This window comes from Pectobacterium parmentieri (assembly GCF_001742145.1).
Classification (GTDB): Bacteria; Pseudomonadota; Gammaproteobacteria; order Enterobacterales; family Enterobacteriaceae; genus Pectobacterium; species Pectobacterium parmentieri.
In genome coordinates, this window is record NZ_CP015749.1 from 4,299,413 (window position 1) to 4,313,739 (window position 14,327).

A 14,327-nucleotide genomic window follows, 5' to 3' on the forward strand; every position below is an offset into this window, starting at 1 on the left:
TATAAATGTTGTGTTTTGTCGCTATTCTTTTGTAACTACATCGTGCTTCAGGCAGCCGATTCGTTGTCGGCAACCCAGTGCTGCGGCGCAACCTCGCGGTAGCGCGTTTTGGCGACGGCCTCACCTGCTTTACGTAAGGGGGAGGGGATTTCGCTGTCGTCAAACTGGCGTGTACCACGACGGGTTGGATCGGCAATCGGAACCGAGGCCAACAGGCGGCGGGTATACGGATGCTGCGGATCGTTAAACACCGACTGGCGCGGGCCGATTTCCACAATTTGGCCGAGGTACATCACCGCGACGCGGTTGGCGATGCGTTCGACCACCGCCATATCGTGTGAGATGAAAATCCACGACACGCCGGTTTTCTTCTGGAGATCCATCATCAGGTTAACGACCTGCGCCTGAATTGACACATCGAGCGCCGAGACGGCTTCGTCAGCAATGATGACCTGCGGCTGCAACGCCATCGCACGAGCGATCGCGATACGCTGGCGCTGTCCGCCGGAAAATTCGTGTGGATAACGGCGAGCGTGTTCAGGCAATAGACCGACGCTTTTGAGCAGCGCCTGTACCTGCGGCGTTGCCTCTTCCAGTGATTTCACCAACCCGTGCAGCAGCAGCGGTTCAGCGATGGTGAAGCCGACCGTCAGGCGCGGATTGAGCGAGGCATACGGGTCTTGAAACACCATCTGCATTTCCCGACGCAGCGGTTGGAAATCGCGCTCTTTCATCTGAGAAATTTCGTTGCCCTGAAAATGAATGCTCTCGGCTTCGCTCTGTACCAGACGCAGCAGGGCGCGTCCGGTGGTGGATTTGCCACAACCGCTTTCGCCGACGATCGCCAGCGTTTCGCCCGGCCAGACGTTAAAATCGATCTGCTCTACCGCGTGAACGTGGTGGGTCACCTTAGATAAAATCCCACTGCGTATCGGGTAATAGACGCGCAGCCCGCGAATATCTAACAGCGGCTCAGCATCATAACGGGCGGTAACCTGTTCAATGTTGTCTGGGTCGGCGGCCTGCCCCAACAGCGGGAAGCGTTTCGGCCACAGGCTCTCGCGCATGTCGCCCAGTTTGGGTACGGCGGCCAGCAGCGATTGGGTGTATGGGTGCTGCGGTGCTGCGAAAATCTGTTCGACAGTGCCTTGCTCTACGATTTCGCCGCGATACATCACCACGACGCGGTCAGCGATTTCTGCGACTACGCCCATATCGTGGGTAATAAACAATACCGCCATGTCGCTCTGTTGTTGCAGGTCGCGCAGGATTTGCAGAATGCGTGCCTGCACGGTGACATCCAACGCGGTGGTGGGTTCATCAGCTATCAACAGTTGCGGATCGCAGGCCAGCGCCTGGGCAATCATCACACGCTGGCGCATCCCGCCGGACAGCGAGTGCGGGTAGCTTTTCATCACGCGATCGACGTCTGCAATGCGCACTTTGCGCAGCAGTTCACGGGCTTTTTTGTCGGCACTGGCGGCATCACAGATTTCGTGATCAAGCAGGGCTTCGGTGAGCTGATCGCCGACTTTCAGCACCGGATTCAGTGAGGTCATCGGTTCCTGAAAGATCATGGCGAGCTCGCGGCCGCGCAGCTTACGGCGCGCTTCTGCTTTCATGCTCAACAAGTCATGTTGTTGGCCGTCGCGTGCGGTGAAACGGATTGCACCGTGCCCGATGTTGGCAGAATCTGCCAGCAATCCCATCACGGTGAGTGATGTCACGGATTTACCTGAACCACTTTCGCCTACCACGGCGACCACTTCCCCTTTATTGACGGTAAAGGAAATGCCTTTTAGTGCCTGATGCGTGCCGGAACGGCCGCTAAAACTAACGCTCAGATCGTCGATTTCCAGTACAGGTCTGGAGGCGTTACCGGGTGCTGTGGCGGCACCCGCGTGCATGATATCCGTCATGGTCACTCCGGTTGAGGGTTTTAGGGTTGCGTCAGTTGATAGCGTCATAGCCAGATTCGGCCAAGGTTATAGGTTAGATAAGGTGAGCTGTCTGCTGCTAGCCAGATCGGTCCATCGAGATCGACATGGTCGGCGTCTGCCGCGATCGGCAAAGCGGCCTCCATTGCCATCGACGAGCCCAGCATGCAGCCGACCATAATGCGCAGGCCGTGGAATCTTGCCTCGCGTACCATTGCCAGCGCCTCAGTCAGTCCGCCACACTTGTCCAGCTTGATGTTGATCATGTCATAACGACGGCGCAGCCCGACGATGTCACCGCTGTGGCGGCAGCTTTCATCCGCGCAGATGGGGATCGGATGGGCAAAGCGTTGTAAATCGTCGTCCTTACCGACAGGAAGCGGTTGTTCGATCATCGAAACCTGATAAGGCAGCAGAGCCTTGGATAGGCTGTGTAAATCCAGCCCGCTCCAGCTTGCTCTCGCGTCGATAATCAATCTGGCATCGGGCGCGGCGGCACGAATGGCCGCAACCCGTTCCAGAATCAGTTCACGATCCAACTTGATTTTCAGCAGTAGTGCGCCGTGGGAAATGGCATTTGAGGCCGCAGCGGCCATTTTTTCCACGCTGTCGAGCGCCAACGTTTGCGCACAGACCACGGATGCCGGTGGACGGATATCGAGGTGTTGCCACAGCGTCTGTTTTTTCAATGCGGTGTTGAGCCGCCACAGCGCACAGTCCAGCGCATTTCTGGCCGCGCCTGGCGATAACTCCTGCTGGAGTTGTTCAATGGTGAGGCCGTTTTCTACTGCCTCACGGATCGCAGAAAGTTGGCGGCATACGCTGTCGGCAGACTCGCCATAATAGGCGGCAGGCGTGCATTCGCCTTGCCCAATAAATCCTTTTTCTTCCAGCGAGACGCGGATAACGCTGACTACATGACGCGTGCCGTTATCGGCCGTGATGGGGCGAGCCAGTGGCAGATTGACGGTTTCAATGTGCATATGCCGCATCATGATTTTTTCTCATTCACGCTCAAGGGATGAACGGACTATTTCATGATGCATCATCACTGACGAATACTTGTTTATGAGTAGGGTATAACCTCAGGTTATACCATAAGGATAAGGTATGGCTGATGAAGAATTAACCGCTAATCTTGCAAATTTATCGGTGCTGGCGCAGGGTAAGATTAGGCAGCGCGCCGTGAAGACCGTATAATGCGCGCCAGTTTTCATTGACCCACCGGAGATGAGCCATGCGCCCAACAGGCCGAAGTGCACAGCAAGTACGCCCCCTTACATTCACCCGTCATTACACGAAACACGCCGAAGGTTCCGTTTTGGTCGAGTTTGGCGACACCAAAGTGTTATGCAATGCCACGGTAGAAGAGGGTGTTCCGCGCTTTCTGAAAGGTCAGGGGCAAGGATGGGTCACTGCCGAATACGGTATGCTGCCACGTGCGACGCACAGCCGTAACGCGCGTGAAGCCGCCAAAGGCAAGCAGGGTGGGCGGACGCTGGAGATTCAGCGTCTGATCGCACGTTCCCTGCGTGCGGCTATCGACCTGAAAGTGCTCGGCGAATACACCATCACGCTCGACTGTGATGTGTTGCAGGCGGATGGTGGCACGCGTACTGCGTCCATCACCGGTGCCTGCGTTGCGCTAGCAGATGCGTTGAACCAGATGGTTGCCAAGGGTAAGCTGAAAAAGAACCCGATGAAAGGTATGGTCGCGGCGGTTTCCGTCGGTATCGTTAACGGCGAAGCGTTGTGCGATCTGGAATACGTGGAAGATTCTGCTGCTGAAACTGACATGAATGTGGTCATGACCGAAGATGGCCGCATGGTTGAAGTGCAGGGGACGGCCGAAGGTGAGCCGTTTAGCCACGAAGAATTACTCACCCTGCTGGCGCTAGCCCGAGGGGGAATCGATACCATCGTTCAGGCGCAGAAAGCGGCCTTAGCCGATTGATTTGTTAAAGCGACAAGCGACCAGATGGTCGCTTTTTTTTATGGCGTGCCATCCCATCCCTGGTCGCCACCCTTACGGGCCGTCGCAAGCGACGTTGAAAATTTCTCCTGGAAATTTTTTATGTCCGATCAATTTTTAATTCTGATCAACAACGTGATTAATCCGTAAAACGAGGAGATGCAGTAATGAAAGCCTACCAGCGCCAGTTTATTGAGTTTGCACTCAGCAAGCAGGTATTGAAGTTCGGCGAGTTTACGCTGAAATCCGGGCGTATCAGTCCCTATTTCTTTAACGCCGGGCTGTTTAATACCGGGCGCGACCTGGCCTTACTGGGGCGTTTTTATGCTGAAGCTTTGGTTGATTCCGGTGTGGAGTTCGATCTGCTGTTCGGGCCAGCCTATAAAGGTATTCCTATTGCCACCACTGCCGCGGTAGCGCTGGCAGAACATCACGATCGCGATCTGCCGTACTGTTTTAACCGCAAAGAAGCCAAAGATCACGGTGAGGGTGGCAGCCTGGTCGGTAGCCCATTGCAGGGCCGCGTGATGCTGGTTGATGACGTGATTACGGCAGGCACGGCGATTCGTGAATCGATGGAAATCATCGGTGCGCACGGTGCGACGCTGGCAGGTGTGATGATTGCGCTGGATCGTCAAGAGCGTGGCCGTGCCGATCTGTCTGCCATTCAGGAAGTTGAGCGCGACTACCAGTGTAAGGTGATTTCGATTATTACGTTGACGGATTTGATCGCCTATCTGGCAGAAAAGCCGGAAATGGCGGCGCATCTGGATGCGGTGAAAGCCTATCGTGAGCACTACGGGATTTAATGTTATCAATCAGGGTTCCGCCAGAAATATCTGGCGGAATCTTATTTATTTAGGTGCTGTACAAGTTAAATCGCGGTGCGATAAATCACGTTTAGTTTAGCTGTGCGGCCAACAGCGGCCAGCGGGTATCGAATTCTTGCGTCGGACGATAGCGGAATTCAGAGCGAATAAAGCGCGACAGCATCCCTTCACAAAACGCTAATAACTGGCTAGCCAACAGCGTTTCATCATGTTGGAAACCTTTGCCATCGCGTAGCTTATGCTCGCGTAATACCTGACGTAACTGCGATTCAATACGCTCAAACAGTTGGTTAATACGCCCCTGCAGGCGATCCTGTTCAAACATCAGCGCGTGACCTGTCATGATACGAGTCAGACCAGGATTCCGTTCCGCAAACCCTAAAATCAGCAGCAAAATCAGACGAAGACGATTAAACGTTTCTTTTTCGTCTTGCAGAATCAGGTTAATGCGGGTGGTCAGGCTATCCTCAATAAATTCAATCAGGCTATCAAACATCCGCGTTTTACTGGGGAAATGCCGGTAGAGCGCCGCTTCGGACACGCCAACGTTCGCAGCCAGTTTTGCCGTGGTGATGCGTTGGCTACCGTCGCTGGATTCCAGCATCTGCGCCAGCGCCTGCAAAATTTCCTCGCGGCGATTCCTTTTCGTATTTTCTTTTTCTGCCATGTCTGAAAAGACCCTTGCTAAATATTTGACTGACAAGCACCCGTTAGTGCCACAGTCGCCATTTCCTCTTGGATAGGTGCTGTGGCTTATATGAATTTTATGGGGTGGCTGGAGCGCGTTAGCTACGGCCGGAGTGGCCGAAGCCGCCTTCTCCACGTTCGCTGCCGACGAAATCTTCGACCAGATTAAATTCGGCCTGAACGACGGGCACAAAAACCATCTGTGCGATGCGCTCGCCCGGTTCAACCGTAAACGACTGTTGACCACGGTTCCAGACGGAAACCATTAGTTGCCCTTGATAGTCTGAATCGATCAGACCAACCAGATTCCCCAGCACTACGCCGTGTTTATGGCCTAGCCCAGAACGAGGCAGAATAACCGCCGCTAGCCCGGTATCGGCAATGTGAATCGCCAGCCCGGTTGGAATCAGAGTAGTTTCTCCGGCTTTGAGTTCAATCGCCTGATCCAGACAGGCACGCAGATCGAGCCCGGCAGAACCCGGTGTGGCATAGGTTGGTAACGGGAATTGTTGCCCAACGCGTGGGTCAACAATCTTAACGTCGATTTTTTTCATCATAACGGCTGATAATCTCGTCGATTAATTTTTGGCCAAGAAGACGTTTGTCGCACTGCGGCAACGGCGTGTCTCCATCTTGCCAAAAAAGGTGTAACGCATTGGTTTCACTGTTAAAACCATGCCCGGAAAGAGAGACGTTGTTCGCGCAAATCAGGTCCAGTTTTTTACGCGCCAGTTTCTGCCGGGCGTATTCTTCCACATTCTGGGTTTCGGCAGCAAACCCGACAACATAAGGACGATTTTTCGTCATCGCGGCGACACCGGCGATAATATCTGGATTTTTGACCAGAGTGAGAGTCATTTCATCACCCTGCTGGTTCTGTTTTTTAATCTTCTCATCGGCGATGTGTTTGGCGCGGTAGTCTGCAACTGCAGCACAACCGATAACAATGTGCTGCCGTGCTGCGTGTTCCATCACAGCATGCTCCATCTCCAGCGCGCTGCCGACATCAATACGCGTGACGCCCTGCGGTGTAGCAAGCGAGACGGGGCCGCTTACCAGTGTGACGTTAGCGCCACGGGCAGCAGCGGCCTGCGCAATAGCAAAGCCCATTTTCCCAGAGCTGTGGTTGGTGATAAAGCGAACCGGGTCCAGTGCTTCTCTCGTCGGCCCAGCGGTGACCAGAATGTTCAGATGTTGCAGATCGTTGATGGCAGAAAAATGACGCTGCGCCTGCCCAACAATGTCCATCGGGTCGATCATGCGGCCTGGCCCAACATCGCCACACGCCTGACTGCCGCTATCCGGCCCCCAGATCGGCAAGCCTCGCGCGGCCAGCGTGCGCAGGTTGTCCTGCGTGGGTTCTGCGCGATACATCTGCTGGTTCATCGCAGGGACAACGGCGATACGGGCGGATGTCGCCAGGCAAAGGGTGGTCAACAGGTCGTTTGCCATGCCAGCGGCGACGCGGGCAATCAGGTCGGCGGTGGCGGGGGCAAGAATGACTAAATCAGCCCATTTCCCTAACTCGATGTGGCCCATTGAGGCTTCTGCTGCGGGATCTAACAGGTCGTCTGATACGGGATAGCCAGAGACGGCTTGTAGCGTCAGTGGAGTGATGAAAGCTTTAGCGGCAGAGGTCATGACAACCCGAACGTCGGCTCCGCCATCGCGCAGGCGCCGTACCAGTTCCGGGCACTTATACGCAGCAATGCCGCCGCTGATACCCAGCACGATTCGTTTGCCGGAGAGTGCATTCAGGCTGGAAAATTCCGTCATCATCATGGTCCGATTAAAAGTCCGAAGAGGCGTCATTTTATCATAACCTTGCGGTCAGATAAGAATCTTAAGGTTGTTGCCAGGGTTTCCCTAAGAAGATTGCGAGGCACTTCGCAGCCTTTTATCGGCGATATCGTCCTGTTTTTGCTGGTGTGACATGATGTTGTTGAGCGGTACAGGGAGAGGCTGATGGGTTGGGAAAAGGGATTGGCACCACGTGAAAAACTGGTGCGTTTAGGTGCGGAATCGCTGACGGATGCCGAACTGCTGGCGATTTTTCTACGCACAGGGCTACCCGGTGTGCATGTGATGCAGTTGGCAGAGGGATTATTGGCGCAGTTTGGGTCGCTCTATCAACTTATGATGGCCGATCAGTCTGCGTTTCACAGTGCCAGAGGTGTAGGAATATCAAAATATACGCAGCTTAAGGCGATCGCAGAGCTGTCGCGGCGGCTGTTTTTCTCCCGCCTGGCGAAAGAGGATGCGATGCTAAACCCGGAAGCGACCGGTCAATATCTGCAGTTGCTGCTGTCGCGACGTGAGCGCGAGGTTTTTTTAGTCCTGTTTTTGGATAATCAGCATCATGTTATTCGCCATCAGGAGATGTTTGTTGGTACGATTAACAGTGTGGAAGTACACCCGCGTGAAATTGTGCGTGAAGCGCTAAAGGCGAATGCCGCCGCGCTGATTTTGGCGCATAATCATCCGTCGGGAAAAGCGGAGCCGAGTCAGGCTGACCGTGCGATAACCGAACAGATTGTCAAAGCGTGCCTGTTAATGGAGATCCGCGTGCTCGATCATTTAGTCATTGGGCATGGCGAATACGTTTCTTTTGCCGAGCGTGGCTGGATTTAACAGATATTTCCGCGATCCAGTGGGATCTTTAGCTGTTCGGGACTTGAGCACTTACGCTTCAGAGCGTATACTACGCCACCTTTGAGAATCTTGGGTGTGGCGTTAAGAGCCTATCTCAGCAGGTTTATCCTGATGACAGAGTCTTTTCAGTGAAGTTGCTGAGATGGGCTCTAAAGCCTGACGAGGCGGTCAAACCCTATACGAAGCTCGAGCTGATTTGATTTTTGGAGAATAGACATGTCCCGAGTCTGCCAAGTTACTGGCAAGCGTCCGGTGGCCGGGAACAACCGTTCCCACGCACTGAATGCGACCAAACGCCGTTTTCTGCCGAACCTGCATTCACACCGTTTTTGGGTTGAAGGCGAGAAGCGCTTTGTAACACTGCGTGTATCTGCTAAAGGTATGCGTGTTATTGATAAGAAGGGTATTGAGACGGTTTTGGCCGATCTGCGTGCCCGTGGTGAAAAGTATTAAGGAACTGAATCATGGCTAAGGGTGTTCGCGAGAAGATCAAGCTTGTTTCTTCTGCTGGTACTGGTCACTTCTATACCACTACGAAGAACAAACGTACTAAGCCGGAAAAATTGGAACTGAAGAAATTCGATCCAGTTGTCCGTCAGCACGTTCTCTACAAAGAAGCTAAAATTAAGTAATTTTTGCTCCTTTATGAAAAACCCGGCCTTGGCCGGGTTTTTTTTGGTAAATGCTAGCCAGTATCTCTTGAGCTGTTTAACCGATTTGTTTTCACTACCGTGGGAAAATATGCCAGCGGTAGCGCTGTTTCCCGCGGCATTGCGGGCCGCCACAGATGATATCTTGTTGTGTATGCTAATGTAGCCACCTTTATCAGGAGACGCACATGCCTGAATTACCTGAGGTTGAAACCAGTCGCCGGGGAATTTCACCCTATCTCGTCGGCCATACCATCCTTTATGCAGAAGTGAGGAATTCGCGCCTGCGCTGGCCGGTATCGGCTGAAATTCTTTCACTAAGCGATGAGCCTGTGCTAAGCGTGCGTCGACGGGCAAAATACCTGCTGATTGAGCTCACTCGTGGCTGGATTATCGTGCATCTTGGTATGTCTGGCAGCCTGCGGGTGTTGCCGGAATATACCGAACCTGAAAAGCACGATCATGTTGATTTGGTGATGGACAGCGGTAAAGTGCTGCGTTACACCGATCCCCGACGTTTTGGTGCCTGGCTGTGGACGGATAATCTAGAAACCTGCTCGGTATTGGCACATCTGGGGCCGGAGCCATTAGAGGCGGAATTCTCCTCGGATTATCTCTATCAGGCTTCACGAAATAAAAAAACGGCGATCAAACAGTGGATTATGGATAACAAAGTGGTGGTTGGCGTAGGTAATATTTACGCAAGCGAATCGTTGTTTGCTGCTGGTATCCACCCTGACAGAGCGGCCGGATCGTTAAATGAAAGCGATGCAACGGTATTGGTTCGCGTGATTAAACAGGTGCTACAGCTTTCGATTGAGCAGGGTGGCACGACGCTGCGTGACTTTTTGCAATCAGATGGTAAGCCCGGTTATTTCGCGCAGGAGCTACGAGTCTATGGCCGCAGCGGCGAACCTTGCCGGACATGTGGGACACCAATAGAAACCGCGAAACATGGGCAGCGTAGCACTTTTTTTTGTCGCTGTTGTCAGCATTAATATCATTTAATTCAGCTTTTGTCGCTTAAATATAAGATGCTTTAGAGGGCATTATGAGTCGTGTGGATATCAGTGTCATTGTTCCTATTTATAACTGTGAAGAGTACATCGAGCCTCTTTTTTCGTCGTTGCTTGCTCAGGATAATGTCGCTTTTGAAATTATTGCAGTGAATGATGGTTCCACAGATGGCAGTCTTCTGAAATTGAATGAAATAGGCAAGTCGGCTACGAATTTGATTATTGTCAGCCAAGAGAATAAAGGGTTGTCTGAGGCGAGAAATACAGGAATTCGGCACGCCAGTGGGGAGTGGATTGCATTCGTAGATGGTGATGACTGGTTGGAAAAAAGTACGCTATCGACATGGTTTGAAAAAGCGCAGGAACAACGTCTCGATCTATTGATAGGCAACGGTTTTAAGTTTAATGAAAACCCAGAACAAGAAGTAAAAGAGCCTATTCAGACAAAGCAACCTTGGGATGAGGTAATTAGCGGAGACGAATGGATCATTCGTAGCGTAAGAAATAACGAATGGTGCCATTTTGCATGGTTGCAGCTAATACACCGCGATATCATTTCATTGAATAAATTAAGCTTTATCCCGGATATGATGCATGAAGATATTCTATGGACGGCAAATTTAGCGCTGGTAGCTAAACGAGTAGGTTTTTGTGAAAAAGTAGGCTATGGCTATCGAAGGGGTAATGCGAATTCGATCACAAAATCCGTGTCGATTGAGAAAATATCACGCAGAGCAAACAGTTATATTGACATCATGCATGGCCTGGTTGACCTTGCTAACCTGAAAAAAGACAACGTTATTTTAAATAAAGCATTAACTCGTCATACCAACCGAGAGAGTCGCCATTTTTTTGGGCTTTTGCGTAAAAAAATATCGTCTCATTCTATGCGGAAACAATTAGCCCAGAAATTCATGGCTACTGGTATCGGTAAGAATTTATTCAAGGGAATGGGTTCATTTAATGATTTTTGGTATGCCCTACGTTTCAATCTTACTGTTTATCTATTTTCAAAGAAAAAATAGTTTCACTACAGATTCTCCGATAATTTGCTGTGTAGTGCGCTCACGATGGCATCGGGTAAGAAATGCGATACGTCACCGCCGTGGCGAGCCACTTCTTTGACCAGAGAAGATGAAATAAACGACCATTCTTCTGATGGCATCAGGAAGACGCTTTCGAGAGTAGGCATCAGGTGGTGATTCATTTTTGCGAGCTGGAGTTCATATTCGAAATCGGCAACGGCTCGCAAACCACGCACAAGAATATTGGCTTTTTGCTGTTGTGCGAAGTGCGCCATAAGATCGCTGAAACCGACTACTTCGACGTTCGATAAATGCTGCGTCGCCCCCTTTGCTAGCGCCACGCGTTCATCCAGAGTGAAAAGTGTATGCTTGCTCGGGCTGGCAGCGATGGCCAGCACCACATGGTCGAACAGTCGTGATGCACGCGTCAGCAGATCCAAATGGCCATTGGTTAATGGATCGAACGTTCCAGGATAAATCGCTTTGGTTGTCATTACATCAGCCCTTTATTCACAATCTCGGTAGCTACTTCACTGTGTCCGCTGGGGCAAATAAGGCTCCAATAGCGTTAGCAGCATCTGTAGCGCACCCTGATTTTGGTGTAATACTTCTACGGCATGTCGACCATAGTAGAGACGATAGTCTTCGTCAGCGAGCAGTTTTCCCACTTCTCTTCCCAGTGAGTCTGCATCGGTCACGGTAATCAACCCATCAGCTTGATCGAGTTTGTTGCAGATGTCTTTGAAATTGAAAGTGTGTGGTCCCATCAAGACTGGAATGGCGTGGGCCGCAGCCTCTAGCGGATTATGTCCGCCACGCTCAACTAAGCTCCCACCAACAAACGCCAGATCGGCGATGCCGTACAACAACATCAGCTCACCCATGGTGTCACCAATTACCACCTGCGTGTTCGCAGAAGGCTGCTCACCACCGCTGCGCAGCGTGTAGGTGAATCCCTGAGTTTCTGCCAGCGCCTGTGTGGTAGAGAAACGTTCTGGGTGACGAGGCACAAGTATCAATAATAAGTCAGGGTAAGTGCCAAGCAACTGGCGGTGAGCGGCCAGAACGATTTCTTCTTCACCTTCATGTGTGCTGGTCGCTATCCATACTGGACGGTGTGGCGCCCATTGGCGGCGTAATGTAATCGCTCGTGCTGCCAGTTCCGGTGTCACGGAAATATCAAATTTGAGGCTACCAGTCACTTTCAGGCTTGAACGCTTCAGGCCAAGATCGATAAATCGATTCCCATCTTCCTGATTCTGTGCGGCGACAAGGGTAATGCGCCGTAAGATATGGCGCATTAGTTTCCCGATCTTTTTATAACCAGCAGCAGAACGCTCAGACAGCCGTGCATTTGCAATGACCAGCGGAATGTCGCGTTTATGTAGTTCCGCGATCATGTTTGGCCACAGCTCAGTTTCCATAATGATGACGATCTTCGGGCGAACCTGGTCAAAAAAGCGTTTCAGAGCACAGGGCAAATCATAAGGTAGATAAACGTGATAGACCGTGTCGCCAAAAGCCGAACGCACGCGCTCGGAGCCAGTTGGCGTCATGGTTGTCACCGTGATCGGCAGATTGGGATAACGATGGCGCAGTGCCCTCACCAAGGGAATGGCGGCCAGTGTTTCACCCACCGAAACGGAATGCAGCATGATACCGTCTGGTTTAACCTTCTCTGCACAAAAACCGTAGCGTTCACCCCAGCGTCGGCGATAGGCAGGTGCCTTGCGGCCACGAAGCCAAAGGCGGAGCCAAATCAACGGTTGGATGAGGTACAGGATGATGGTGTAGAGAGTTTGTAACATAAGATCTACTGTTATCAGTTATCGCTGGGGGGATTTTATCGGGTTCGTGAGGCGATTGCTATGAGTTATCAAAATGATAGCTCTTCATATACTCAAAGATTTAATATATTTCTATGTGATTTTTATGCGGGTACTGAAGACGCAAGGGAATCAGAATAATTATTTATTCCATACCCAGTGGCATAATGTAATTTATTTTTTATATTAATCCACGTATTTTCATTTTTAGATTCTTCTATTATTATTTTTAATTGAGCTAATAACTCAGCTTTAGAGGAGAAACTGTCATTTTCCATAATGTCAAAATTTATTTCATTTCTATCATTTTTGTATTTTAATGCAATTATATTATTCATGTAAGCATCATAATATGCAGTCGAATTATAAGTAATGACAATATCAAATTTTTTCGAATTTAGAGCATCACTCACAGAACTAGACTCATAAAATTTTAACCCGAATGACTCTGAGATTTTTCTATACTCTTCTATATCTAACCCGGGGTGTGGTTTTATTGTGACGTCAATGTTTATTTCGTTAAGGCAAGAAGATATAATGCTAATTATTTTAATATTCTCATCGCTATAAATTTTTCTAGAACATAAGAATAAAATTCTACATCTACCTTTTATTTCGTATGGGGAGAGGTTTTTTATTGGATGTGGATACCCACTAATTTTTATTTTCGCTGGGGAGATGCTACCGTACCTTAAAAACTCATCCTTTGTATATTCCCCCCAGCACAATATATAATCAGAAGGCATGTTGTCAAGAGTGACAATATCTATTTGAGGTGTGTTAGGGAATGAGTAAATAGCATGTTGCAGGGTGTATGTTGTGACATTATGTAATCTGAAATAATTATCAATAATAGCTTCTAAAGGTAATGAGCTACAAAAGCTACAATATTTTTTGTATTTCCATGATATTGATTTTTTTTGTAACAACTCTATAGTGTTTATATAGTGCAACATGGTTAGAAATAATATCAATTTGCTTTTAATTGGTAGATCTATCTTTCTTTTAAAGAATTCGAATGTCGTAAATTTAAATCCTTTAAGAGAGAATAAAAATTCAAGTTTTGGCTTTTCCTCAACCTTGAATATGTTTTTAATATCAACTTCAGACATTGCGTGATGTATTATTTCATTATAGTCCGCTCTTTTCCCATATGGGCCCATGCTAAATAAAATATCATCATTAAATAACGGGATGGATATTTTTTGCGCAAAAAAAATGTTGATTAAATGTTTGCGGAATGATTTCTTCTGTCCATAAGATAGGCATGCTATATCAAAAGACATTATGTTGGATAAATCATATCCATTATAAATAAGAGACATTTCCTTTCTATTTTTTAGGTATTTTTTATACATTATTCCATTATCACTTTTTTAGTTATATTGTATTTTACATGACAAGAAGGTTATGTCGGTAAATGTCAATGCAGTTGTCGCCTTAAGTTAATTTGCGCGGCTTGTTTTTCCCGCTTTGGATTTAATGTCACGCTTTTCTGCCATTGCCAGTTTTGCGTCTGCTGTGAACAATATTTGGGTTGGCTGTTCTCGCTACTTGATAAACCTCGGTGCACCAACAACGCTTGTATGCCGCTGCAACGGTCTCGCACCAAGGTGATGTCCCACGCCCATACCTGACAGGAGCCGGATGCCCTGAGCGTAGTTGGTGGTTTTACCCGACTCTGCTTGATGTGATGGCTGCTGTGGTGAGCTCTCCATGGCGCCGCAGTACT

General features: G+C 49.7%; 15 protein-coding genes. 7 read left to right on the top strand and 8 right to left on the bottom strand.

Annotated features, from left to right (window positions below; genetic code table 11):
• Window positions 1–47: 47 nt before the first annotated feature.
• Window positions 48–1,919, bottom strand: coding sequence for an ABC transporter ATP-binding protein (locus A8F97_RS19470; protein ID WP_014701970.1), 1,872 nt, complete (start codon window positions 1,917–1,919; stop codon window positions 48–50).
• Between the two features lie 44 nt (window positions 1,920–1,963).
• Entirely contained in the window at window positions 1,964–2,929 is a 966-nt protein-coding gene (ycjG, locus tag A8F97_RS19475) for an L-Ala-D/L-Glu epimerase (RefSeq protein WP_025919733.1), read from the bottom strand.
• Window positions 2,930–3,174: 245 nt separating this feature from the next.
• On the opposite strand from ycjG, the gene rph reads away from it, so the two are divergent.
• Window positions 3,175–3,891, top strand: coding sequence for a ribonuclease PH (gene rph / locus A8F97_RS19480; protein WP_014701968.1), 717 nt, complete (start codon window positions 3,175–3,177; stop codon window positions 3,889–3,891).
• Window positions 3,892–4,076: 185 nt separating this feature from the next.
• Window positions 4,077–4,718, top strand: a complete 642-nt coding sequence (gene pyrE, locus A8F97_RS19485; protein ID WP_015731500.1) for an orotate phosphoribosyltransferase — start codon at window positions 4,077–4,079, stop codon at window positions 4,716–4,718.
• 91 nt (window positions 4,719–4,809) lie between these two features.
• Here the strand turns inward: pyrE and slmA are convergent, their stop codons facing one another.
• The 3 genes from slmA to coaBC form a co-directional block, all read right to left on the bottom strand.
• A complete protein-coding gene (gene slmA / locus A8F97_RS19490; protein WP_005967978.1) occupies window positions 4,810–5,406 on the bottom strand; it encodes a nucleoid occlusion factor SlmA in 597 nt (198 codons plus the stop codon).
• A 118-nt stretch (window positions 5,407–5,524) separates the two neighbouring features.
• On the bottom strand, window positions 5,525–5,983 hold the full coding sequence (gene dut, locus A8F97_RS19495) for a dUTP diphosphatase (RefSeq protein ID WP_005967975.1): 459 nt from the start codon (window positions 5,981–5,983) through the stop codon (window positions 5,525–5,527).
• Window positions 5,961–7,238: a bifunctional phosphopantothenoylcysteine decarboxylase/phosphopantothenate--cysteine ligase CoaBC gene (coaBC, locus tag A8F97_RS19500; protein ID WP_373370592.1), complete on the bottom strand. Its 1,278-nt coding sequence runs from the start codon at window positions 7,236–7,238 to the stop codon at window positions 5,961–5,963. Before coaBC ends, dut begins: the two co-directional genes overlap by 23 nt.
• Before the next feature lie 153 nt (window positions 7,239–7,391).
• Here coaBC and radC point away from each other — a divergent pair, with 153 nt between their 5' ends.
• From radC to A8F97_RS19525, 5 genes are all read left to right on the top strand, one after another.
• Window positions 7,392–8,057 (top strand): RadC family protein, encoded by a 666-nt coding sequence (gene radC / locus A8F97_RS19505; RefSeq protein WP_014701965.1) that lies wholly within the window; start codon window positions 7,392–7,394, stop codon window positions 8,055–8,057.
• Between the two features lie 237 nt (window positions 8,058–8,294).
• Window positions 8,295–8,531 carry a 50S ribosomal protein L28 gene (rpmB, locus tag A8F97_RS19510; protein WP_005967968.1) on the top strand — a complete coding sequence of 79 codons (237 nt, stop codon included), beginning with the start codon at window positions 8,295–8,297 and terminating at the stop codon, window positions 8,529–8,531.
• Between the two features lie 11 nt (window positions 8,532–8,542).
• Window positions 8,543–8,710 carry a 50S ribosomal protein L33 gene (gene rpmG, locus A8F97_RS23600; protein WP_002208990.1) on the top strand — a complete coding sequence of 56 codons (168 nt, stop codon included), beginning with the start codon at window positions 8,543–8,545 and terminating at the stop codon, window positions 8,708–8,710.
• A 206-nt stretch (window positions 8,711–8,916) separates the two neighbouring features.
• Window positions 8,917–9,726: a bifunctional DNA-formamidopyrimidine glycosylase/DNA-(apurinic or apyrimidinic site) lyase gene (mutM, locus tag A8F97_RS19520; RefSeq protein ID WP_033072462.1), complete on the top strand. Its 810-nt coding sequence runs from the start codon at window positions 8,917–8,919 to the stop codon at window positions 9,724–9,726.
• Window positions 9,727–9,779: 53 nt separating this feature from the next.
• Complete coding sequence (locus A8F97_RS19525; RefSeq protein WP_033072463.1) at window positions 9,780–10,769, top strand: glycosyltransferase; 990 nt, start codon at window positions 9,780–9,782, stop codon at window positions 10,767–10,769.
• Window positions 10,770–10,774: 5 nt separating this feature from the next.
• On the opposite strand, the gene coaD is transcribed toward A8F97_RS19525, so the two are convergent.
• From coaD to A8F97_RS19540, 3 genes are all read right to left on the bottom strand, one after another.
• The gene (gene coaD, locus A8F97_RS19530) at window positions 10,775–11,263 is read right to left on the bottom strand and encodes a pantetheine-phosphate adenylyltransferase (protein ID WP_033072464.1); all 489 of its coding nucleotides are present in this window, start codon (window positions 11,261–11,263) and stop codon (window positions 10,775–10,777) included.
• A gap of 36 nt (window positions 11,264–11,299) precedes the next feature.
• On the bottom strand, window positions 11,300–12,577 hold the full coding sequence (waaA, locus tag A8F97_RS19535) for a lipid IV(A) 3-deoxy-D-manno-octulosonic acid transferase (RefSeq protein ID WP_033072465.1): 1,278 nt from the start codon (window positions 12,575–12,577) through the stop codon (window positions 11,300–11,302).
• Between the two features lie 122 nt (window positions 12,578–12,699).
• Entirely contained in the window at window positions 12,700–13,953 is a 1,254-nt protein-coding gene (locus A8F97_RS19540) for a hypothetical protein (RefSeq protein WP_025919729.1), read from the bottom strand.
• Window positions 13,954–14,327 lie beyond the last annotated feature (374 nt).

What these genes read in the sequence shown, in the direction of transcription:
- A8F97_RS19470 (WP_014701970.1), bottom strand. Translation starts at nt 1,919, where the DNA reads ATGACGGATATCATGCACGCGGGTGCCGCCACAGCACCCGGTAACGCC.
- mutM (WP_033072462.1), top strand. Translation starts at nt 8,917, where the DNA reads ATGCCTGAATTACCTGAGGTTGAAACCAGTCGCCGGGGAATTTCACCC.
- waaA (WP_033072465.1), bottom strand. Translation starts at nt 12,577, where the DNA reads ATGTTACAAACTCTCTACACCATCATCCTGTACCTCATCCAACCGTTG.
- coaD (WP_033072464.1), bottom strand. Translation starts at nt 11,263, where the DNA reads ATGACAACCAAAGCGATTTATCCTGGAACGTTCGATCCATTAACCAAT.
- ycjG (WP_025919733.1), bottom strand. Translation starts at nt 2,929, where the DNA reads ATGCGGCATATGCACATTGAAACCGTCAATCTGCCACTGGCTCGCCCC.
- rpmG (WP_002208990.1), top strand. Translation starts at nt 8,543, where the DNA reads ATGGCTAAGGGTGTTCGCGAGAAGATCAAGCTTGTTTCTTCTGCTGGT.
- pyrE (WP_015731500.1), top strand. Translation starts at nt 4,077, where the DNA reads ATGAAAGCCTACCAGCGCCAGTTTATTGAGTTTGCACTCAGCAAGCAG.
- radC (WP_014701965.1), top strand. Translation starts at nt 7,392, where the DNA reads ATGGGTTGGGAAAAGGGATTGGCACCACGTGAAAAACTGGTGCGTTTA.
- A8F97_RS19525 (WP_033072463.1), top strand. Translation starts at nt 9,780, where the DNA reads ATGAGTCGTGTGGATATCAGTGTCATTGTTCCTATTTATAACTGTGAA.
- slmA (WP_005967978.1), bottom strand. Translation starts at nt 5,406, where the DNA reads ATGGCAGAAAAAGAAAATACGAAAAGGAATCGCCGCGAGGAAATTTTG.
- rpmB (WP_005967968.1), top strand. Translation starts at nt 8,295, where the DNA reads ATGTCCCGAGTCTGCCAAGTTACTGGCAAGCGTCCGGTGGCCGGGAAC.
- A8F97_RS19540 (WP_025919729.1), bottom strand. Translation starts at nt 13,953, where the DNA reads ATGTATAAAAAATACCTAAAAAATAGAAAGGAAATGTCTCTTATTTAT.
- rph (WP_014701968.1), top strand. Translation starts at nt 3,175, where the DNA reads ATGCGCCCAACAGGCCGAAGTGCACAGCAAGTACGCCCCCTTACATTC.
- coaBC (WP_373370592.1), bottom strand. Translation starts at nt 7,238, where the DNA reads ATGACGCCTCTTCGGACTTTTAATCGGACCATGATGATGACGGAATTT.
- dut (WP_005967975.1), bottom strand. Translation starts at nt 5,983, where the DNA reads ATGATGAAAAAAATCGACGTTAAGATTGTTGACCCACGCGTTGGGCAA.